The organism is Amycolatopsis sp. NPDC051716, assembly GCF_040681595.1.
Taxonomy (GTDB): domain Bacteria; phylum Actinomycetota; class Actinomycetes; order Mycobacteriales; family Pseudonocardiaceae; genus Amycolatopsis.
In genome coordinates, this window is sequence record NZ_JBFAZA010000030.1 from 1 (window position 1) to 20,318 (window position 20,318).

A 20,318-nucleotide genomic window follows, 5' to 3' on the forward strand; every position below is an offset into this window, starting at 1 on the left:
CGCCCCCCCCAGCCCCCCCAATAACAAATGGGGCCCCCCGGCCCCCCATATTCTTAAAGCCCCCACCTCATCGCGCCGGCGCGTCACCTGCTCCGAGGTGGCCCGAATCAAGCCCCGCGCTCGGCACCGTGGCCGGGACCAGCGTCGTCCGGTCGATCCGCGGATCCGGCGAACACCCCTGCGCGATCAACCGCGACCCCGCCACCGCCCCCGCCAGCGCAGCCCCCGCCAGCGCCGCCGCCACTCGGGCCCGCCCTCGCCGTCGCGAATCCCTCACCGCCCGCACCAACCCCGGCACCAGGGAGGCCCGCGGGGGAACCGGCTCCAGCAGCTCCACCGAAGTCTCCCGCGGCACCACCGAAAGAATCCCCGGCATCCCCGCGAACGAAGCCACCGCCGCCGCGCAGGCGACGCACCCTCCCAGGTGCCCCTCGTACTCCCGGCGCTCGGCGGGGGACAGGGCGCCGAGGACGTATGCCGCGTCCCAGTCGCGGTACGGATCGCTCAACGCCTCGTCAACCCCCTCTCCTGCAACGCCAGCCGCAACGCGCGCAAGCCGTAGAACAACCTGGAACGCACCGTTCCCTCCGGGACCTCCAGCTCCACCGCCAGCTCGGCGACCGACTGGCCCATGTAGTACGCGCGGACGATCACCGTCCGGTGGTCGGTGGTCAGCTGCGTCAGCACGTCCGTGATCACCCACGCGTCCAGCGCCGAGTCGATCGGGTCGGTGCGGGACTCCTCCGGGACGCACGGCGACCGCACTTCCCGGCGCGAGCGCGCACTGCGGCGCTCGTCGATCACGACGTTGCGCGCCACCGTGAACAGCCACGCGCGTGACGCCGGCTCGCCCTGCTCCAGGATCTCCGGGCTGTTCCACAGGCGCAGCAAGGATTCCTGGACGACGTCCTGGGCGAGCTGGTCGTCGCCGGTCAGGCGCAGGGCGTACCGCCACAGGGCGGGGGCGTGCTCGTCGTGCAGCGCCCGCAGCAGCGCCGTGTGCGTCTCGTTGATGGCGCACCGACCCCGGTCAGCGCCCGAACACCGGTTCGCGTTTCGCGAGGAACGCCCCGGTCCCTTCGCGCATATCCGGACTCGTGAACGCCGCACGGAACGCCGAGAGCTCCAGCTCCAGCGCGTCCGCCACCGGACGCCCGCGGCCGGCGTTCACCGCTTCCTTGGCCAGCGCCACCGCGTCGCGCGAGTTGCGCGACACCGCCGTGATCGTCGCGCGGGCCCCGGCGAGCATGGCTTCGCGGCTGTCGAACAGCTCGGTGACCAGCCCGATCCGCTGCGCCTCCGCCGCGTCGACGTGCCGGCCGGTGAAGATCAGCTCGCGGGCGCGGCCCGGCCCCACCAGCCGGGGCAGCCGGACGCAGCCGCCGAATCCCGGGATCAGCCCGAGCAGGACCTCGGGCTGGCCGAAGACCGCTTTCGGGGTGGCGTAGACGAAGTCGCACGCGAGCGCGAGTTCGCAGCCGCCGCCGAGCGCGTAGCCGTCCACGCAGGCGATCACCGGCACCGGCAGCCCCTCCAACGCCCGGGTGACCTCCTGGCCGAGCGCCCCGAACCGCGCGCCCTCGTCGGGAGAAAGCGCCGCCATCTCGCGGATGTCGGCCCCCGCGACGAACGCCGGCCCCGGCGCGCCGGTGAGCACGACCCCCGCGACCGCCGGGTCTTCCCCCAGCGACGCGCACACCGCGAGCAGTTCGGTGAGCACCTGGGACGACAACGCGTTGCGGGCCCGCGGCCGGTCCACGGTCACGGTCGCGACGGGCGCCTGCAGGTCGACTACGACGGTCCGGTCCATAGCTGTCTCCCTCACGAGTCCCAGATCGCGCCGAAGGCCGGAATCCCGCGGGCTTCCAGCGCCTCGACGACGTGCCACGTTGTCTTCTTGTTCGAAATGCAGATCACGGCTTCCGCGTCGAAGTCCCGGTGCGCGCTCAGGGCGAGTGCGACCAGATCGGGTTTGCCGGCGCCGTCGGTGTCCCACACGACGGCGTCCGGCTGGACGGCGAGGATTTCGTCGACGAGCTCGTCGCCGTAGGTGCGCCGGGGGTGCCGCGTCGACCAGACGAGCCGCGCGGGCGTCTCGCCGGAGAGCAGGTGCGGCAGGCACGGGCCGATCCCGCTGCCGGTCGCCACCCAGACCACCCGGCGGAACAGCTTGTCGATGTTGCCCACCCCGGCGGTGGGGATGCCCTTCACCCACAGGTGCGAGGGCAGGTCGTCGATCAGGGCGCCGGTCCAGTCTCCGGCCCGGGACACGGTCAGCCGGAACCCGGCGCACCCGGGCGCGGGCACGTTGGCGAAGGAATGCCACTCCAGCAACGGGTTCCGGCTCAGCGCCGTCGACGAGCCGGCGAACGGCGTCACGCCGTAGTCGAACGACAGCAGCGCCACGTGCGGCGACGGCCGGGAAATCCGGACCGGTACCCGCCGCAGCCGCAGCCACGGCAGCGCCACGCTCGTGACGACGGCCAGCAGCACCCAGAACGGGCCCGAGCCCACGAAGCCCGGGCCACCCAGCAGTGCCGAGTGGACGGTGAACAGCACCAGCAGCGTCCAGCCGCCGAACCGGTGGGAGCGCTCGAACAGGTCGTGCCGGCGCGCCCGCACCCGGGGCAGCGCGAACGCGACCACGACGGCGAGCACCCCCGCGATCGCCCAGCTGGTCACCAGCAGGGCCGCCGGCCCGCCGCGGGCGGTCAGCACGCCGGTGAGCACGAGGAACCAGCCGGTGGCGCAGAGCGTGCCGCCGACGTGCAGCCCACCGAAGTGGTAGACCTTGCCCAGCGTCCAGCGCAGCCGCAGCGACCGCCGCACCGGCGCGGCGGTGGCCAGCCGGAACAGCAGGTTGATCACCAGCTGCTGGCGGATCAGCACGGCCAGGGTCAGGTTCCCCAGCACCAGCCAGGTCAGGACGCCGACGTCCAGCGGACCGGCGGTGGCGGCGACGGCGTTGCCCACGACCACCGCCGCGGCCAGCCGGTTGTGGTGGGTCCACGGCCGGCGCTTCAGCCGGGCCCGCACGGATTCAGGCGTGGCCGGGAGCGTGGCGGTCATGCCACCGTCTCCGCCGGCTCGCGGCTGTCCAACCGCGACAGCAGGGCCCGCCGGTCGACCTTGCCGCGTTCGGTGAGCGGCAGGTGGTCCACCGGGACGATCATCGCGGGCACGCTGTAGTACGGCAACGCGGCTTCGGCCGAACGCCGGATGAGCTCCGGCTCGGCGGTCGAGGGGGTCACGAAGCCGACGAGGCCGCCGTCGTAGAGCACGGTGGCCGCCCGGTCGCAGCCCGGGGCGCGTTCCAGCGTCGCGGTGACCGCGTCCAGTTCGACGCGGAAGCCGCGCACCTTGACCTGGTCGTCGGTCCGCCCGTGGTGCTCCAGCTGGCCGTCGGGGGTCCACCGGACGAGGTCCCGGGTGCGGAACATCCGGTGCGCGCCGCCGAGGAAGGGGTCCGGCCGGTAGCGCTCGGCGGTGAGGACGTCGTTGCCGGCGTAGCCCGCCGTGACGCACGCGCCGCCGGCCCACATCTCGCCGGCCTCCCCGATCGCGCACGGTCTCAGCTCGTCGTCGAGCACGTACACCGTGGTGTTCGGCACCGGACGGCCGATCGTCAGCTCACCGAGCCGGGGATCGTAGCGCTGCACGGTGTTGACGATGGTCACTTCGGTGGGGCCGCACGCGTTGTGGAAGCTCGCACGCCGCGCCCAGGCTTCGGCCAGCGCGGCCGGGCACCGCTCGCCCGCCACGGCGACGGTCCGCACCCGCGGGCACGCCCTCGGATCCACTGTGGACAGTACGCCGGGGGTGGCGATGAGGACGTCGGCCGCGCGGGCGGTCTCCTCGATGTCCTTGCCGCGGATCACCAGGCAGCCGCCGTGCGAAAGGGTCCCGAGGATTTCCCAGGCGGCCATGTCGAAGGCGATGTTCAACAGTTGTGCCACGCGGTCGCCGGGCCGGATGCCGAGCGAGCCCGGGGCGGTCAGCAGGACGTTGCCGAGGTTCGCGTGGGTGACCCGCACGCCGTTGGGCCGTCCGGTCGTGCCGGATGTGAAGATCACCATCGCCGTGCCACCACCGTCCGGCGGAGGCGGGGCACACCGGTCGGGCGGGGGATGCTCGCCGTCGATGGCGACGACCCGGCCGAGGCCCGCGGGCAGCGTGCCGGCGTGCTCGCGCGTGGTCAGGACGACGTCGATGCCCGCGGTGGCCACGATGTGCCGCAGCTGCGTCGCGGGCGTGATCCGGATGTCCTGCGGCACGTACGCCGCGCCGGCGCGCAGCACGGCGAGGATGCCGACCACCATCGGGATCGACCGGGTGAGGAACAGGCCGACGTGGTGCCCGGGCCGCACCCCGAGCCCGGCGAGCGCGGCCGCGAATGACGCCGACTCCCGATCGAGTTCGGCGTAGGTGAGCGATGCACCCGAGTGCATCACGGCCGGTGCGTCCGGACGGGCCCGCGCCTGCGCCAATATGGCGTCATGAATGCGGCGGAACGGGACTCCGGCGGCTTTTCCGGTGCCGAACCGCTGGAACAGCGTGCGGTCGGCGGCGGTCAGGCCGTGCAGCGAGGAGGGGCGGATCAGCGCGGTCACTCGGTCACCTTTCGCCAGGCCGGCGCGGTCAACCGATGGGAACGAGACAGCCTGCCGATTTGTTCAAGGCCGATCCGAGAAAATCAGCGATTCTCCGGCTGTAACCAGCTGAAACGGCTTTTCGACGGATTCATCCATCGTTCGCCGGATTTCTGTGGGGCACTTTCTCTGGTATTTCGCGCGAACGGGCCGTCCCCGGCACCCCCGCCGGGAACGGCCCGTTCTCCCCCTTACTCACCCCGCAGCGCGCGTCACCACGGCGTTGCCGGTGCCCGTGCGGGCGCGGACCTTCAGCTTCACGCCGCCCTCGGGGGCGCTGTCGGCGACGTCCAGCTCGCTGGAGACGCGGCCGCCACTGGAGGTCAGGTCGACCTCGGCGGACGTTCCGCCGCGGATGCCGATCCGGACCTCGCCCGAGCCGGTGATCAGGTCGAGCGAGCCCGAGGCGGCATCGGCCACCGACAGGTCGCCGCTGCCGGTGCGGGCCATCACCTCGCCGGAGACCGCGCCCAGCCAGACGTCGCCGGTGCCGGTGGCCAGCGTCGCGGACCCGCTGATCGACGACGCCTCGATGTGCCCGCTGCCGCTGCGCAGCTGCAGCCCGCCCAGCGTCGGGCCGAGCTTGACGGCGCCGCTGCCGGTGCGGATGGTGGCCGAGCCGTCGGCGCGGTCGAGCTTGACCTCGCCGGAGCCGGTCAGCAGGTCGACGCGGCCGGCCGAGCCGGTGACGGTGACGTCCGCCGCGCCCGCGCGCACCTCGACGTGCGAGCCCGCCGGCGCGTGCACCTTCACCGCGAGGGCGACGTTGCGCAGCTGCCACGCCTTCGGTGCCTGGACGACCAGGCGGTTGCCGAGCTTCTCGATCCGGCTCTGCCGCACGGCTTCGGCGGGGGAGGCGCCCGGGTCGACGCCCAGCTGGTCGCCGAAGCGCTCGCCGACCCAGGACAGCAGGCTGTTGACCCCCGCCACCCACGGCTGCTGTTCTCCCTGGTCGTGCCGCAGCTCCACGCGGGCGCCGGAGTCACCCTCGAGGACGACCTCGACGCGCCCGATCGTCACGCTGACGTCGAGCTCCAGCGGGACGTCGGTCTCGAACTCGTCCACCCGGACCAGTTCGTCGTTCGGCTCTTCGGCCGGTGTGGTCTGTTCTTCACTCATCGTCTCGTCCCCTCAGCCTTCGACCCAGCCGTGCAGGTGTGACCCGCTCCCGCCGCGGTCGCCCTTGCCCTGGTGCTTGTGGCCCCCGCCGCCGAGCGCGCCGTGGCCCAGTGCGCCCTGCACCGCCTGCGACACGAAGGTGTTCAGCGAGACGCCCTGGGCGGCGGCCGCGCGTTCGGCCTGGCCCTTGATCTGCTCGACCAGCCGGAGGGTGATCCGGCTGATGTCACCACCGTCGATCGGCGGCGGTGGCGTGGTGTCACGTGGTGTCGCGCGTGACGTCGTCTCCTCGGCGGTGCCGGTGACGACCACCCGCACGTCCCGGCCGTCGAGCCGGACGTCCACCACCTGGCCCGGCAATGCCGCTGTGACCTCGGCGGCGAGGTCGGCGAGGGCGTTCATCAGCGTCAGGCGGACGGCGGGTTCGAGCGCGGAGGACAGCAGCGCGGCCGCCCGCCGGGTGTGCTCGTCCCCGGCGGCAGCCGTGTTCGCGAGATCCTCGCGAAGGTTGGCGATGTACGGCGTCAAGTCCATGACACCACTATGACGTCATCCTTGGTGTCAGTCAAGGTGGCCGGTGGTGTCACGTGTCCCTCGGGAGTGACGGCCCTCACGCGGTTAGGCTGCGCGGGAGCCGGAGAAGGAGTGCTGACGTGACCGCAACCGTGTCACCCAGAGTGCAGCTGATCGCGAAAACGGAGTTCTTCCCGCCCGGGGACGTGCCGTGGTCGACCGACGCGGACGGCGGGGAAGCGCTCGCCGAGTTCGCCGGCCGCGCCTGCTACCAGTCGTGGAAGAAGCCGAACCCGGCCACCGCGACCAACGCCGGCTACCTCGAGCACATCATCGACGTCGGCCACCTTTCGGTGCTGGAGCACGGTTCGGTGACCTTCTACATCACCGGCATCTCCCGCTCCCTGACCCACGAGCTGATCCGGCACCGCCACTTCTCCTACTCCCAGCTTTCGCAGCGGTACGTCCCGGAGCGCGACGCCGAGTTCGTCGAGCCGGAGATCATCGCGAACGACCCGGTGCTGCACGAGAAGTTCCTCGCCGCGACCCGGGCCAGCGTCGACGCCTACACCGAGCTGCTGGCCGGGCTCGAGGAGAAGTTCGCCGACGTCCCGAGCGCGACCCTGCGCCGCAAGCAGGCCCGCCAGGCCGCCCGCGCGGTGCTGCCGAACGCGACCGAAACCCGCATCGTCGTCACCGGGAACTACCGCGCCTGGCGGCACTTCGTCGCGATGCGCGCGACCGAGCACGCCGACGTCGAAATCCGCGAGCTGGCCGTGGAGTGCCTGCGGCAGCTGCAGAAGGCCGCGGCGAACGTGTTCGCGGACTTCACCATCTCGACGTTGCCGGACGGCACCGAGATCGCCACGAGCCCGAAGGTGCTGGAAGGCTGATGAAACGACTTGCGATCGACGTCCGGCCCGGCGAGTACGCCGTCGTGCGGCTGCCCGCGGACGCCGCGGTGCCCGCCGAGCTCTTCGCGCCCGGCGAAGCGTTCGTCTCGGTGACCAGGACGCCCGAAGAACTGTCGGTGATCTGCCCGGCCGGGCGCGAACCGGCCGGGGCCACGGCCGCCGAGGACGGCTGGCGGCTGCTGTCGGTCCGCGGCCCGCTGGAGTTCACGCTCACCGGCATCATCGCTGCGCTGGCCTCGGAGCTGGCCGCGGCCGGGGTCACGCTGTTCTCGATGTCGACGTTCGACACCGACCACATCCTGGTCCGCGCCGGCGACCTCGACGACGCGGTCACGGCGCTGCGCGACTCCGGCCACGAGGTCGCCCACGCCTGACTCCCCACCCCACCCCGCCGCCGCCGATGCCGCGAATGACTCATTCGGGACCTCAGAGGTCCCGAATGAGTCATTCGCGACGCTTTTCGCCGCCGCCGATCCGGGTATCCGGGGTCGTGGGTGGGCGTGGTCACCCTTGAAAAACAAAGTTCGGCATGCCTAAACTTCGGTTTTGGGTCCCCGACATCCGGTTTTCGAGAGGTGGGCGTCATGGCTGTGACCGAGGCTGTCCGGCCGGGACTGGTGACCCGCTTGCGCACCGGGTCGGCCCTGCTCGGGCCGGCGTTCGTCGCCGCCATCGCCTACGTCGACCCGGGGAACGTCGCCTCGAACATCAGCGCCGGCGCCCGCTACGGCTACCTGCTGGTCTGGGTGATCGTCGCGGCGAACCTGATGGCCGTGCTGGTGCAGTACCTGTCGGCGAAGCTCGGGCTGATCAGCGGCATGTCGCTGCCGGAGGCCCTGCGCGCCCGCCTGTCCCGCCCCGCGCGGCTGGCCTACTGGGCGCAGGCGGAGATCGTCGCCATCGCCACCGACCTGGCCGAGGTGGTCGGCGGCGCGATCGCGCTCAACCTGCTGTTCGACCTCCCGCTCGTCGTCGGCGGGCTGATCACCGGCGCGGTCTCGCTGACGCTGCTGGCGGTCCAGGACCGCGGCGGCCAGCGGACGTTCGAGCGGGTCGTCACCGGGCTGCTGGCGGTGATCGCGGTCGGTTTCCTGGCCAGCCTGTTCGTCGAACCGCCGTCGCCCGCGCAGACCCTCGGCGGCCTACTCCCGCGGTTCGACGGCGCGGGCAGCATCCTCATCGCGGCGGCCATGCTCGGCGCGACCGTGATGCCGCACGCGGTCTACCTGCACTCGGGCCTGGTCCGCGACCGCCACGGCCGTCCCGAGGGCCTGCAACGCCGCCGCCTGCTGCGCGCGACGCGCGCCGACGTCGGCCTGGCGATGCTCCTGGCGGGCGCGGTGAACCTGGGCATGCTGCTGCTGGCCGCGACGAACCTCCAGGGCCAGGCGGGCGTCGACAGCATCGAGGGCGCGCACGGCGCCGTCTCCTCGGCACTCGGTCCGGGCATCGCGCTGCTGTTCGCGATCGGCCTGCTGGCGTCGGGCCTGGCCTCGACTTCGGTGGGCGCGTACGCGGGCGCGATGATCATGCAGGGGTTGCTGCACAAGCGAATTCCGCTGGTCCTGCGCCGTCTGGTGACCCTGACGCCGGCGATCGTCGTGCTCGCGCTGGGCGCCGACCCGAGTACCGCGCTGGTGGTGTCCCAGGTGGTGTTGTCGTTCGGTATCCCGTTCGCGCTGGTGCCGTTGATTCGCCTGACGGCCGACCGTGATCTGATGGGGGAGGACACGAACCGCCGCTCGACGACGGTCGCGGCCTCGGTGATCGCGGCGATCATCATCGCTCTCAACCTGGTGCTCATCTACCTCACGGTCACCGGTTGACCCACGGAACGGGGAAACGCGGCCATGGCCTGGACCTTCGCCCTCAACGCCGAATGCGGGGATCGGGAGACCCACGCCCGCGACCTGGCGCGGCACTTCGACGGCTGGCCGGCGGGTGTCTTCAGCCGTGAAAACGCCTGGTGGTGCGGGATCGCGCCGGACGGCCTCAGCCGCACCGGCGCGCACACCGACGAGGAAGCGGCGGCGATGACCGCGGCCGGCCGCCGGCTCTACTGGCTGCTCCGGATCGCGCCGCCGGTCTACCGCTACGCGCTCGCCGGCATCGAGACCGACCGGTTCCGCAGCTACGACGAGCTGATGGCGGAGAAGGACCTGACGATCTTCCCCGGCCTCGTCGTCGCCGAGGACATCTGGATCCGGACGGGCAAGCGCGCCGAGTTCAGCGACTTCGCCCCCGGCTACCGCTGGCTTCCCTACCGCGGCGAAACCCGCCGCTGACCATCCGCCCGACGACCCTAGGGGTAACTGCCTCATCGATGAGGCAGTTACCCCTAGGGTCGGAGAGCGAGCGCCAGCGCCACCCGCCACAGTCGGTCCTCCAAGCACGTGAGCCGACCTTCCAGGCACGCGTGTCGCCCCTCCAATCACGCGTGTCGACCTTTCAATCACGCGTGTCGACCTTTCAGGCACGCGGGCCGGCCGGGCCAGGTCACGAATTTCGCGGAACCCGCGGCGCCCCGCGGCGGTCGGACTAGCATCTGCGCGACCGCCGCCCGAAGGAGCACCGTGACCGACGAACAGACCCGGCCCTACCCGCCGCAGGCGCCCAGCACGCCTGGTCAGCGGGTCGTCGCGGGCCGCTACCTCCTGCTCGGCGAACTCGGCCGGGGCGGCATGGGCGTGGTGTGGCGGGCGCAGGACCAGGTCATCGGGCGGCAGGTCGCGGTCAAGGAACTGCGGCTGCCCGACGCCGAGTCCGCCGCCGTCTTTTCCGAACGCGCCCTGCGCGAGGTCCGCACCGGCGGGCGGCTCAACGACCCCGCCATCGTCACCGTCTACGACGTCGTCACCGACGGCGGCACCACCTTCATCGTGATGGAGCTCGTCGAAGCACCCAGCCTCGCCGACCTCGTGCGGCAGCGGGGCCCGATGCCCGCCGCGCAGGCCGCCCAGCTGGGGGAGCGGGTGCTCGCCGCGCTGCAGGCCGCCCACTCGGCCGGGATCGTGCACCGGGACGTCAAGCCCGCGAACATCCTCGTCGCGCCGGACGGCCGCGTGAAGCTCACCGACTTCGGCATCGCCCACGCCGTCGACGACCCGCGCCTCACCACCAGCGGCATGATCGTCGGCTCGCCCGCCTTCATGGCGCCGGAGCGCGTCGAAGGCCGGGAAGCGATGCCCGCGTCCGACCTGTGGTCCCTCGGGGCGACGCTGTTCTACGCCGTCGAAGGCTCGATCCCGTTCGAGCGCGCGACCACCGCCGCGACACTGCACGCGATCATGACCGAGATCCCGTACCTCACCCGCGGCCAGGGCCCGATCGCCGCGGCCATCCTCGGCCTCCTCGTCACCAACCCGGACGCGCGGCTGACCGCCGCCCAGGCCCAGAACCTGCTGACCACGGCGCAGGGCGTCCGGCCCACCCCGCCGCGCGGCACCGCGATGCTCGGCGCCGCCGCGCCGCAGCCGCCGAAGAAGACCCACCGCGCCCTCTGGCTCACGGCCGCGGCCGTCCTGGTCGTGGCGGCCCTGGTCGGCGGCTTTTTCGCGGGCAAGGCGTACGAGACGCCCGCCGCGGACAAGCAGAAGCAGCCGACCATGACCTACGGCGTCGGCGGGCAGATCCGCGCGAACATCAGCGACTACTACCGCTGCTACAACGGGCCCGTCCAAGACGGCGCGATCATCAGCAAGGATGACAACCAGGCCGAGTGCGGCAACGCGCACACCTTGGAGGTCTACGAGATCGGGAACCTGCTGTCGGTCGAGAACTGGAGCTCCGAAGGCGTCAAGGTCGCGGCCTACCCGGGCCTGCCGGCGGTGACGGCGAGCGCCGAGGCGGCGTGCGCGACCGCGTTCCGCTCGTCGATCGTGCCGGAGGTCAACCGGCCGGACCTCACCTACCGAGCGCTCGTGCCCACCGAAACCGAGTGGCGCAGAGTCCCGGAGAAGCCCGGTGAAGACGCCAGCCGTGCGTTCTACTGCGTGCTCGCCCGGGCCGACGGCGGCCCCATCACCGCGCCGATCGTGACCAAGGTCAAGTAGAAGTTCCGCGACGAGCGGCCGACCCCGGGAAATCCTCCTGGTGACCAGGTCGGCGCGGTTTTCACCGGACCGGCGAGGTACCGTCTCCCCATGTCCAACCCACCTACCGCAGCGCCCGGACGGCCGTTCGGGCGCGTGCTCACCGCGATGGCCACCCCGTTCGACGCCGACGGCGCGCTGGACCTGAAGCGGGCGCAGGAGCTGGCCGAGCACCTCGTGGAGCTGGGGAACGACGGCCTCGTGGTCAACGGCACCACCGGCGAGAGCCCGACCACGAGCGACGCGGAGAAGCAGCAGCTCATCCGCGCCGTGGTCGAGGCCGTCGGCGACCGCGCGACCGTCGTGGCCGGCGCGGGCACCAACAACACCGCGCACAGCATCGAGCAGGCCAAGCAGGCCGAAGAAGCCGGGGCGCACGGCCTGCTGGTCGTCACGCCGTACTACTCGCGGCCCAGCCAGGCCGGGCTGTACGCGCACTTCACCACCGTCGCCGAGAGCACCGGGCTACCCGTGCTGCTCTACGACATCCCGCCGCGCTCGGTCGTCCCCATCGAGGTCGACACGCTGCTGCGGCTGGCCGAGCACCCCCGGATCGTCGCGGTCAAGGACGCCAAGGGCGACCTCATCGCCGGCTCCGAGGTGATCGCCAACACGCACCTCGCTTACTACTCCGGCGACGACGGCCTCAACCTGCCGTGGATCTCCGTCGGCGGCGTCGGCGTGGTGAGTGTGATCGGTCACGTCGTCGCGGGCCGGATCCGCGCCATGATCGACGCCTACGAGAACGGCGACACCTCCACCGCCCGCACCAACCACCGCGGCATGCTGCCGGTGCTGCGCGCGATGTCGCGGGTCGGCGGGGTCGCCTTCAGCAAGGCGGCGCTGCGGCTGCGCGGCTTCGACATCGGCGACCCGCGGCTGCCGATCGTCGCGCCGACCACCGAACAGACGGCCCTGATCGCCGCTGATCTTGCCCAGGGCGGCGTGCCGCTGGGCGACAGGGCGGCTCAGGACTGGCATGGTGAGCGGGTGGCACAAGCAGATTCGCGAGCGGCCTACATCGCGCCGACCTCGCACACCAGCGTTGGGACCCTGCCTCGGTGAGCCCGCTTCCCCAAGGTCCAGGCCCCACCAACGCCCCGCCCCCACTGCCCGAGGGAGCCCTGCGCGTCGTCGCGCTGGGCGGCATCGGCGAAGTCGGGCGCAACATGACCGTTTTCGAGTTCGGCGGCCGGCTGCTCATCGTCGACTGCGGGGTGCTCTTCCCCGAGGACGACCAGCCCGGCGTCGACCTGATCCTGCCCGACTTCCGCGCGATCGAGGACCGCCTCGACGACATCGACGGACTGGTGCTCACCCACGGGCACGAAGACCACATCGGTGCCGTCCCGTTCCTCCTGCGCCTGCGGCCGGACCTGCCGATCTACGGCTCGAAGTTCACCAACGCGCTGCTCGCGGCCAAGGCCAAGGAGCACCGGCAGCGGCCGAAGCTGATCGAGGTCCGCGAGGGCGAGCGCCGTGACGTCGGCGTCTTCAACCTCGAGTTCTTCGCCGTCAACCACTCCATCCCGGACGCGCTGGCCGTGGCCATCCGCACCCCGGCGGGCGTGGTCCTGCACACCGGCGACATCAAGCTCGACCAGCTCCCGCTCGACGGGCGCCTCACCGACCTGGCCGGCTTCTCCCGGCTCGGCGACGAGGGCGTCGACCTGTTCTGCGTCGACTCGACCAACGCCGAGGTGCCCGGGTTCGTCATGCCCGAGCGCGACATCGGCCCGGTCCTCGACGACGTCATCCGCAAGGTCGACCAGCGCGTGATCGTGGCCTGCTTCGCCAGCCACGTCCACCGCGTCCAGCAGGTGCTCGACGCCGCCCAGCGGCACGGCCGCCGGATCGCCTTCGTCGGCCGGTCGATGGTCCGCAACATGGGCATCGCCGCCGACCTGGGCCTGCTCAACGTGCCGGACGGCCTGCTGGTCGACCTCGACCAGGCGAGCACCCTGCCGGAGAGCAAGGTCCTGTTCGTCTCGACGGGTTCGCAGGGCGAGCCGCTCTCGGCGCTGTCGCGGATGGCGCGCGGCGAGCACCGGCAGATCTCGATCCGCGCGGGCGACACCGTCGTGCTGGCCAGCTCGATGATCCCGGGCAACGAGACCGCGGTGTTCGGCGTGGTCAACGGCCTGACCCGGCTCGGCGCGAACGTCGTCCACCAGGGCAACGCCAAGGTGCACGTGTCCGGGCACGCGTCGGCGGGGGAGCTGCTCTACCTGTACAACGCGGTGCGCCCGAGCAACGTCATGCCGGTCCACGGCGAGTGGAAGCACCTGCGCGCGAACGGCGAGCTGGCGATCCGCACCGGCGTCGCGCCGGAGAACGTGGTCATCGCCGAGGACGGCGTGGTCGTCGACCTGGTCGACGGCAAGGCGTCCCGCACCGGCCGCGTCGAGGTCGGCCACGTGTACGTCGACGGCCTTTCGGTCGGCGACGTCGGCGAGTCGACGCTGTCGGATCGCCTGGTCCTCGGCGAGGGCGGGTTCATCTCGATCAGCGTCGCGGTGGATTCCAGCACCGGCCGCGCGGTCAGCAGCCCCACGGTGTCCGGCCGCGGCTTCTCCGACGACCCGAAGGCGCTCGCCGCCGTCGTGCCGCTGGTGGAGATGGAGCTGGCGCGCACCGAGGCCGAGGGCATCACCGACACGCACCGGATCGCGCAGGCGGTCCGCCGGGTGGTGGGCCGCTGGGTGGCCGACACCTACCGTCGCCGCCCGATGATCGTCCCGACGGTCATCCCGGTTTAGCCCGGCCCCGAGGCGGTCTTCGGTGCGTTGAACGCGCCGAAGGCCGCCTTTGGCATGAGATCGCCCGCCTGTTAGGCCGTCCGGCGCACATGCGGCGGGTTTGCTGCGGGCTAACCTTGATCCCACCCCGCCTCGCGCAGAGAGGCCGCGCCGATGGGACGTCATTCGGACGGCAGACGACGCCGGCTGCTCGTGCCTGCCCTGGCGACCGGTCTCGTGCTCGTCCTCGGAGCCGCCGCGTGGGTGACGGTGACGGTCGTGCGGGCCCGGCCGGCGTGCGAGCAGCCCGCGAAGGTCCTGGTCACCGCGTCCGCGGACATCGCGCCCGCGCTGTCGCTCGTCGCGCACGGGCTGGACCTCGGGTGCGGCAGCATCGAAATCCAGACGCGGGAGGCGACGCAGGCCGCCGAGCGCCTCGCCCTGTCGGACGGCAGCCCGCGGCCGCAGATCTGGGTGCCGGATTCCACGCTCGCGCTGCGCCGCGCCCACCAGCTCGGCGCCTCCGACGTCCCCGAAACCGGGGCGTCGGTGGCGAGCTCGCCGGTGGTCCTCGCGGTCGCCGCGGACGTCGTCAAGGGCCTCGGCTGGCCCGACCACGTGCCCTCCTGGACGGAGGTGCTGGCCGCGCCCGGCGTCGTCCCGGGGATGTCCGACCCGGCGCGCGACGCGGTGGGCGCGATGGCGCTGCTCGGCCTGCGCGACAGCGTCAAGGCGGCGCCCGAGCCTTCGGCCGCGTATGTGGCGACGCTGCGGCGCTTCTCGGCCAACACGCTCGGCGCGGAGACGGAGCTGATCGCGCGGCTGCCGGGCTCGAGCGACAGCGGCGGCACGGCCGCGGTGACGGCGTTCCCCGCGTCGGAGAACGCCTTGCTGCGCCACAACGTCGAGGACCCGAAGTCCCCGCTGGTCGCCGTCTATTCGACGGCGGTGCCCACTTTGGACTACCCGTTCGCGGAGCTGGGCGGGATCACCCCGCAGCAGCGCCCGATCGTCGAGGCGCTGCGCGAAGCGGTGCTCGGCGACCCGGGGGCGGACGCGATCGCCCGGACGGGCCTACGCGCGGCGGGCGGCCAGGCGCTGCGCGACCACCCCGATGACCCGAGGGTGCTGCCCGAGGGCATCCGGACGGAGAGCCTCCCGCTCGAGCCGCAGGTCGACGAGCTGCTCAACCAGTGGGCGGGCGTCAACCTGAGCGCGCGGGTCCAGGTGCTGATCGACGTGTCGGGGTCGATGAACGCGCAGGTCCCGGGAACGAACCTGAACCGCATGCAGGTGACGATGGAGGCGGCGGCGAAGGCGATGCACCTGTTCAAGCCGGCGACCCAGCTGCGCATGCTGGCGTTCTCGACCCATTTGGACGGCGACAAGGACTACCGCGAGCTGCTCCCGATGGCCTCGGTCGCCCAGCACCTGGCGAGCGGAGCCCTGGACAAGCTGGGCCAGGTGAAGGCCACCCCGGACGGCGGAACGGGCCTGTACGACAGCGTCCTGGACACGTACCGGACGGCCCGCCGTGAATGGGAGCCGGGGCGGTTGAACCTGGTGATCGTGATGACGGACGGCCGCAACGAGGACCCGCACGGAATTTCCCGCCCGGACCTGCTGGCCGAGCTGGCGAAGCTGCAGGACGCCCGCCGCCCCATCCCGCTGATCGGCGTGGGCATCGGCCCGGACGCGGACAAGGGCGAACTGGACCAGCTGACGGCGGCGACCGGCGGTCAGGCGTTCCTCGCCCCGGACCCGGCGAAGATCACGGACGTGTTTTTCGGGGCCCTGTCCCGGCTCGCCGGCGGATGAGACCGTGATCCGGCGGGCATCACGCGTGTCCCGAGGGGCATCGTCCGTGATGGGCGGGGCATCACCGTGATGCCCCGCCGAACGCGCGTGATGCCCTTTCAATCACGCGTGATGCCGGCCTGCGCACGGTGGGCTCGCCGGCGGATGAGGGCGTAGACGCCGAGGATCACCGCCAAGCTGATCAAGCTCAGGTACAGCTGCGCCCGCGCGTCGGAGTCCACGAAAAGCATCGACGCCACCACGACGAGCGTCAGCACCAGCGTCACCCAGCTCAGCCACGGATAACCCCACATCCGCAGCTTCAGCGTCTCCGGCGCCGTTTCCTCCAGCCGCCGCCTCATCCGGATCTGGGAGCCGCAGATGATCGCGTACACGAACAGGGCCACCGCGCCCGCCGAATTGATGATGAAGTAGAAGATCTTGTCCGGGGACACGTAGCTCATCACCACCGCCACGTACCCGACCGACGTCGACGCCAGGATCGCCTTCCACGGCACTCCCCGCCCGTTCGTGTGCGACACCCACGCCGGGGCCCAGCCGTGGCGCCGCAGGGCGAACAACATCCGGGATGCCGTGTACAGCCCCGAATTCAGCACCGACAACGCCGCCGTCAGGACCACCGCCGAGACGATGGTCGACGCCGCCGGGACGCCGAAGCGGCCGAACGCCGCCGCGAACGGGCTCGTCTCGCTCGGGATTTCGCGCCACGGTGTGATCATCACCAGCAGCGCCACCGAACCCACGTAGAACACGATCACCCGCCAGACGATCGTCGAGGTCGCCTTGCGGACCGCCGTCTCCGGCTGGTCGGACTCCGCCGCCGCGATCGTGACGATCTCCGCGCCGAAGTACGAGAAGATCACGATGACCACGCCGTGCACCACCGAAAACGGCCCGTTCGCGATGAAGCCGTCGAGGCCGATGTTGCCCACCGAGAAGTGCGCGTCCGGCCAGAGCCCGAGCACGAACAGCGTCCCGAGCAGCAAGAAGACGACGATGGTGGCGACCTTGATCGACGCCAGCCAGAACTCCGTCTCGCCGAAGGACCGCGCCGACGCGAGGTTCGTCGCCGTCAGCAGCAGCATCAGCGCCAGCGAAAACACCCACTGCGGAACGCCGGGGATCCAGCCCTGCAGGATCTTCGCGCCCGCGACCGCTTCGAACGCGACCACGCCGACCCAGAAGTACCAGTACAGCCAGCCGATCGTGAAGCCCGCCCAGCCGCCGAGGGAATCGCGCGCGTACTCCATGAAGGAGCCCAGCGCCGGCGACGCGGTCGCCATCTCGCCGAGCATCCGCATCACCAGCACGACGAGCAGCCCGCCGACGGCGTAGGACAGCACGGCGGCCGGGCCCACGGTGTGGATCACGGCGCCGCTGCCGATGAACAGGCTCGCGCCGATGATGCCGCCGAGGGCGATCATCCGGACGTGCCGCTGCCGCAGGTCGGGCCGCAGCCCGGACTTGGTCGTCAAGGTGCTTCCTCCCCGGGTGGGCATCGATCGCGGGAATTCTGCACCCCGGTGAGGTCAGACGCAGAATTTGCGCAACTTCACCCGGTGAGGATCGCCGAGTTCCGCTGCACGACGTACGCGCCGCCCAGCAGGATCGCCGACCCGAGCAGCTGCGGCCAGGCGAGCTGCTCGCCCAGCAGCACCCACGCCGCGACCGTCGTGATCACCGGTTCGACGAGCCCGAGCACGCTCGCCACCGACGCCGGCAGGTGCCGCAGCGACGAAATGCCGCAGACGTAGGCGAGGACCGTCGCGACCAGCACCAGCAGGGTCAGCAGCAGCCACACCGGCGGGTGCCACGCCCCGAACTGGACGCCCGCGCCGAGCAGCCCGGCCGGCCACGTCCACGGCGGCGCGACGAAGCTGATCGCGACCGCGCCGATCACCATCCCCCAGGTGACCAGGCCCAGCGGGTCGATGCCGGCCACCGCGCGTTCGCCGAGCAGGAAGTACCCGGCCGAGCACAGCGCCGCGCCGAAGCCGGCCAGCAGGCCGAGCCCGTCGAGGGTGACGCCTTCCCAGACCTGGGCGACCAGCGCCAGCCCGGCCATGGCCAGCGCGATGCCGCCCCACACCGCCCGCGGCAGCCGGTGCCGCCGCACGAACCGCACCCACAGCGCGATCAGCACCGGCGAGACGAACTCCAGCAGGATGGCGATCCCGACCGGGATCCGGCCGGCGGCGACGAAGTAGAGCAGCTGCACACCCGCCACGCCGAGCAGGCCGTACCCGGCCAGGACGGGCAGCTCCGCCCGGCGCACCCGCAGCTTCCACGGCGCCACCAGCGCCACCCCGGTCAGCAGCACGACACCGGCCAGCGCGATCCGCGCCGCGGCCACCTGCTCCGGGGTGATCCCGGCGGCCATCACGGACTTGCCCAGGGTGCCCGACGTGCTGAAGAACAGCGCGGCGAGCAGGACGTAGGTGGTCCCGCGGCCCCGGTGGGCGACCCGGGGCGGCGCGAGGACGGGGAGTTCGGTGGTCACCGTCGCGACTGTAGGTGGCCCGGCGTCACCGCCGAAACGATTTGCCCGGTTACCCGGGGTCGTGGGTGCCGAGTCCGTTAGGTTACGTCCGGGTCGCAACCGGGGAGGGGGCAGACGTCTTCCGGAGGTCGCGAGAAACAGGGGAACCCGCGATTGTTCGGCGGGAAGTGACCATGTCCCGCCACGAGAGCTGGCCGGTCACCGCCGGCGTCGTGCGGACCTTCATCGTCGGGAAGCCCGCCCAGCCCGCTCCGTCGACCCGGCGTGGCGACGAATCCGCCGCCACGCCACTCCTCGCGGGCGGCGCGATCGCCCTCGTGGCTGCGGCCGGTGCGTGGACGCTGCGCCGCCGCGCGGCCCGGCGCTGACTCGACGTCCGTGGTGCCGCCGCTTCGGTGGCACCACGGACGGTCACCCGGCGCGCTTCAGCCCGGTCGCCACGTGCGTGGTGATGGTGGCCAGCCGCCGGCCCTGCAGGCGCAGGGCGTCGAGCGCGACGTCGTCCGGCGCGGCGGACTTCCGGGACACGAACGAGCCGCCGTACGGATTGCCGGATTCCTTCAGGTGCGGGTCGGTGTAGCCGAGCGGGACGACGATCGCGCCCCAGTGGTAGAAGACGTTGTTGATCGCCAGCAGCGTCGACTCGAGACCACCGTGCGCGGTGGACGCCGTCGTGAACGACGTCGCCACCTTGTCCGCCAGCTTTCCCTGCGCCCACAGGCCACCCGTACTGTCCAAATAGGACTTGAGCTGGGCGGCGGGGCCGCCGAACCGGGTCGGGCTGCCGACGGCGAGCCCGTCGGCCCACTCCAGGTCGCCGAGGGTGGCGAGCTCGTGGTGCGGGCCGGAGCCGACCCAGGCCTGCCAGCGCGGGTTCTGCGCGATCGCTTCGGCGGGCACGGTTTCCGGCACGGTCCGCACCCGCACGTCCGCGCCGGTCTCGCGCGCCCCGGCGGCCAGCGACTCGGCTAGGGCGGCGGTGTTCCCGGTCGAGCTGTAGTAGACGACGAGTATCCGTGTGCTCACGTCCACCGACTCTAGGGGCGCCGCCCAGGGTGTCTCACAATACGGACGGCGGCTTCCAGGGGCTGACCGTGTCGGTCGGCCGGGTCGGGTCGTGGAACTTGGGCCGGTCCAGCTCGTCGCGGCGCAGCGGGACCAGGCCGTCGGTGATGGCCTGCATGATCTTCGCGTGCGCGCGCACCCCGGCACCCGGCCGCTGGGTGTCGATGTCCGAGAGGTCGACGGGGTCGCCGAAGTGCACGCGGAACCGCGGGCGGCGCAGCGGGGCGCTGAGCCCGGAGCGGGCCAGCGGGACCAGGTCGGCCGGGCCGTTGACGGTCTCGGTACCCCAGTAGACGGCCTCGTGCGCGCCCCATTGGCTGATCGGGATCACCGGCACGCCCGCCGCCAGCGCCAGCCGCGCCGCGCCGGTCTTGCCGCGCTCCGGCCAGAGGCCGGGGTCGTGGCTGATCCGCCCCTCGGGGTAGACGACGATCGGCTCGCGCGTGGTCTTCATCGCCTCGACGGCCTCGGCGAACTGCCCGACGGCGGTTCCGGCGTGCTTGCGGTCGACCCGCAGGTGCCCGCTCACCCGCAGCGCCGGCCCGATCACGGGCGCGTCGAGGATGCCGCCGGCCAGCATGAACCGCGGGTTGATGCCGATCCGCTTGCACGCCGCCATCAGCACGAAAGCGTCGAACACGCCGATGTGGTTCGCGGCCATCAGCAGCGGCTTGCCCCGCAGCTGCGCGGGCACCCGGCCGCTGACGGTCAGCCGCCCGACGAGGTTCACCAGCCCGCGGTCGATGTTCAGCATGGTCCGCCAGATGGCGGGAGCACGGCGGGGCGGTTCGTCGGTGCGCAGCGCGAGCATGGGGCAGAGCATGGCAGACGCCGATTTCACCCGTTTGCGCACTGGGCGGATCGGTTCACCCGGATGGCCGCTCGACCGGCCGTGTGAGGCAGAAGTTCAC

At 72.0% G+C, this 20,318-nt stretch carries 20 protein-coding genes; 9 read left to right on the plus strand and 11 right to left on the minus strand.

The window, feature by feature from the left end:
* Positions 1-67: 67 nt before the first annotated feature.
* The 7 genes from AB0M30_RS33220 to AB0M30_RS33250 form a co-directional block, all read right to left on the minus strand.
* On the minus strand, positions 68-508 hold the full coding sequence (locus tag AB0M30_RS33220) for a zf-HC2 domain-containing protein (RefSeq protein ID WP_364592017.1): 441 nt from the start codon (positions 506-508) through the stop codon (positions 68-70).
* Positions 505-1,110 carry a sigma-70 family RNA polymerase sigma factor gene (locus AB0M30_RS33225; protein ID WP_364592020.1) on the minus strand — a complete coding sequence of 202 codons (606 nt, stop codon included), beginning with the start codon at positions 1,108-1,110 and terminating at the stop codon, positions 505-507. Before AB0M30_RS33225 ends, AB0M30_RS33220 begins: the two co-directional genes overlap by 4 nt.
* On the minus strand, positions 1,031-1,810 hold the full coding sequence (locus AB0M30_RS33230; protein WP_364592023.1) for an enoyl-CoA hydratase-related protein: 780 nt from the start codon (positions 1,808-1,810) through the stop codon (positions 1,031-1,033). Before AB0M30_RS33230 ends, AB0M30_RS33225 begins: the two co-directional genes overlap by 80 nt.
* A gap of 11 nt (positions 1,811-1,821) precedes the next feature.
* A complete protein-coding gene (locus AB0M30_RS33235; RefSeq protein ID WP_364592026.1) occupies positions 1,822-3,069 on the minus strand; it encodes a hypothetical protein in 1,248 nt (415 codons plus the stop codon).
* A complete protein-coding gene (locus AB0M30_RS33240) occupies positions 3,066-4,610 on the minus strand; it encodes an amino acid adenylation domain-containing protein (protein ID WP_364592029.1) in 1,545 nt (514 codons plus the stop codon). Before AB0M30_RS33240 ends, AB0M30_RS33235 begins: the two co-directional genes overlap by 4 nt.
* Positions 4,611-4,844: 234 nt before the next feature.
* Positions 4,845-5,768: a DUF4097 family beta strand repeat-containing protein gene (locus AB0M30_RS33245; protein WP_364592032.1), complete on the minus strand. Its 924-nt coding sequence runs from the start codon at positions 5,766-5,768 to the stop codon at positions 4,845-4,847.
* Between the two features lie 12 nt (positions 5,769-5,780).
* The gene (locus tag AB0M30_RS33250; protein WP_013228091.1) at positions 5,781-6,302 is read right to left on the minus strand and encodes a toxin-antitoxin system HicB family antitoxin; all 522 of its coding nucleotides are present in this window, start codon (positions 6,300-6,302) and stop codon (positions 5,781-5,783) included.
* A 119-nt stretch (positions 6,303-6,421) separates the two neighbouring features.
* Between AB0M30_RS33250 and thyX the strand changes: the two genes are divergently transcribed.
* The 8 genes from thyX (at position 6,422) to AB0M30_RS33290 (ending at position 15,842) form a co-directional block, all read left to right on the plus strand.
* Positions 6,422-7,174 carry an FAD-dependent thymidylate synthase gene (gene thyX, locus AB0M30_RS33255; protein WP_103335111.1) on the plus strand — a complete coding sequence of 251 codons (753 nt, stop codon included), beginning with the start codon at positions 6,422-6,424 and terminating at the stop codon, positions 7,172-7,174.
* The gene (locus AB0M30_RS33260) at positions 7,174-7,569 is read left to right on the plus strand and encodes an ACT domain-containing protein (RefSeq protein ID WP_364592036.1); all 396 of its coding nucleotides are present in this window, start codon (positions 7,174-7,176) and stop codon (positions 7,567-7,569) included. The genes thyX and AB0M30_RS33260 overlap by 1 nt, the downstream gene beginning before the upstream one ends.
* Before the next feature lie 210 nt (positions 7,570-7,779).
* Positions 7,780-9,021 carry an Nramp family divalent metal transporter gene (locus AB0M30_RS33265; protein WP_364592039.1) on the plus strand — a complete coding sequence of 414 codons (1,242 nt, stop codon included), beginning with the start codon at positions 7,780-7,782 and terminating at the stop codon, positions 9,019-9,021.
* 24 nt (positions 9,022-9,045) lie between these two features.
* On the plus strand, positions 9,046-9,480 hold the full coding sequence (locus AB0M30_RS33270; protein WP_364592042.1) for a hypothetical protein: 435 nt from the start codon (positions 9,046-9,048) through the stop codon (positions 9,478-9,480).
* 288 nt (positions 9,481-9,768) lie between these two features.
* Positions 9,769-11,247 carry a serine/threonine-protein kinase gene (locus tag AB0M30_RS33275; protein WP_364592045.1) on the plus strand — a complete coding sequence of 493 codons (1,479 nt, stop codon included), beginning with the start codon at positions 9,769-9,771 and terminating at the stop codon, positions 11,245-11,247.
* Positions 11,248-11,337: 90 nt separating this feature from the next.
* Entirely contained in the window at positions 11,338-12,351 is a 1,014-nt protein-coding gene (gene dapA / locus AB0M30_RS33280) for a 4-hydroxy-tetrahydrodipicolinate synthase (protein ID WP_103335117.1), read from the plus strand.
* Entirely contained in the window at positions 12,348-14,045 is a 1,698-nt protein-coding gene (locus AB0M30_RS33285; protein ID WP_364592048.1) for a ribonuclease J, read from the plus strand. The genes dapA and AB0M30_RS33285 overlap by 4 nt, the downstream gene beginning before the upstream one ends.
* Before the next feature lie 153 nt (positions 14,046-14,198).
* On the plus strand, positions 14,199-15,842 hold the full coding sequence (locus AB0M30_RS33290) for a substrate-binding domain-containing protein (RefSeq protein ID WP_364592051.1): 1,644 nt from the start codon (positions 14,199-14,201) through the stop codon (positions 15,840-15,842).
* Between the two features lie 98 nt (positions 15,843-15,940).
* Here AB0M30_RS33290 and AB0M30_RS33295 read toward each other — a convergent pair whose 3' ends face one another.
* Both AB0M30_RS33295 and AB0M30_RS33300 read right to left on the minus strand, forming a co-directional pair.
* Positions 15,941-17,317, minus strand: a complete 1,377-nt coding sequence (locus AB0M30_RS33295) for an amino acid permease (protein ID WP_364592054.1) — start codon at positions 17,315-17,317, stop codon at positions 15,941-15,943.
* A 77-nt stretch (positions 17,318-17,394) separates the two neighbouring features.
* Complete coding sequence (locus tag AB0M30_RS33300) at positions 17,395-18,342, minus strand: EamA family transporter (protein ID WP_364592057.1); 948 nt, start codon at positions 18,340-18,342, stop codon at positions 17,395-17,397.
* 173 nt (positions 18,343-18,515) lie between these two features.
* Between AB0M30_RS33300 and AB0M30_RS33305 the strand changes: the two genes are divergently transcribed.
* Complete coding sequence (locus tag AB0M30_RS33305; RefSeq protein ID WP_364592060.1) at positions 18,516-18,710, plus strand: hypothetical protein; 195 nt, start codon at positions 18,516-18,518, stop codon at positions 18,708-18,710.
* A 43-nt stretch (positions 18,711-18,753) separates the two neighbouring features.
* Here the strand turns inward: AB0M30_RS33305 and wrbA are convergent, their stop codons facing one another.
* A complete protein-coding gene (gene wrbA, locus AB0M30_RS33310) occupies positions 18,754-19,368 on the minus strand; it encodes an NAD(P)H:quinone oxidoreductase (RefSeq protein ID WP_364592063.1) in 615 nt (204 codons plus the stop codon).
* 34 nt (positions 19,369-19,402) lie between these two features.
* Positions 19,403-20,218 carry a lysophospholipid acyltransferase family protein gene (locus tag AB0M30_RS33315; protein WP_233225498.1) on the minus strand — a complete coding sequence of 272 codons (816 nt, stop codon included), beginning with the start codon at positions 20,216-20,218 and terminating at the stop codon, positions 19,403-19,405.
* Positions 20,219-20,318: the final 100 nt, after the last annotated feature.